The organism is Vibrio sp. 1641, from assembly GCF_033339995.1.
In the GTDB taxonomy this organism is placed as follows: Bacteria; Pseudomonadota; Gammaproteobacteria; order Enterobacterales; family Vibrionaceae; genus Vibrio; species Vibrio alginolyticus.
On the sequence record NZ_JAWOVP010000103.1, the window covers coordinates 1 to 820 of the forward strand.

At 52.4% G+C, this 820-nt stretch carries 1 protein-coding gene; it reads right to left on the reverse strand.

Going from position 1 to position 820, the window contains the following annotated elements; genetic code table 11:
- Nucleotides 1-52: 52 nt before the first annotated feature.
- A complete protein-coding gene (locus R7Z47_RS24430) occupies nt 53-757 on the reverse strand; it encodes an IS6-like element IS26 family transposase (protein ID WP_001067855.1) in 705 nt (234 codons plus the stop codon).
- Nucleotides 758-820 lie beyond the last annotated feature (63 nt).

Here is an 820-nt window from a genome sequence, read left to right on the forward strand (position 1 = left end):
GGCACTGTTGCAAAGTTAGCGATGAGGCAGCCTTTTGTCTTATTCAAAGGCCTTACATTTCAAAAACTCTGCTTACCAGGCGCATTTCGCCCAGGGGATCACCATAATAAAATGCTGAGGCCTGGCCTTTGCGTAGTGCACGCATCACCTCAATACCTTTGATGGTGGCGTAAGCCGTCTTCATGGATTTAAATCCCAGCGTGGCGCCGATTATCCGTTTCAGTTTGCCATGATCGCATTCAATCACGTTGTTCCGGTACTTAATCTGTCGGTGTTCAACGTCAGACGGGCACCGGCCTTCGCGTTTGAGCAGAGCAAGCGCGCGACCATAGGCGGGCGCTTTATCCGTGTTGATGAATCGCGGGATCTGCCACTTCTTCACGTTGTTGAGGATTTTACCCAGAAACCGGTATGCAGCTTTGCTGTTACGACGGGAGGAGAGATAAAAATCGACAGTGCGGCCCCGGCTGTCGACGGCCCGGTACAGATACGCCCAGCGGCCATTGACCTTCACGTAGGTTTCATCCATGTGCCACGGGCAAAGATCGGAAGGGTTACGCCAGTACCAGCGCAGCCGTTTTTCCATTTCAGGCGCATAACGCTGAACCCAGCGGTAAATCGTGGAGTGATCGACATTCACTCCGCGTTCAGCCAGCATCTCCTGCAGCTCACGGTAACTGATGCCGTATTTGCAGTACCAGCGTACGGCCCACAGAATGATGTCACGCTGAAAATGCCGGCCTTTGAATGGGTTCATGTGCAGCTCCATCAGCAAAAGGGGATGATAAGTTTATCACCACCGACTATTTGCAACAGTGCC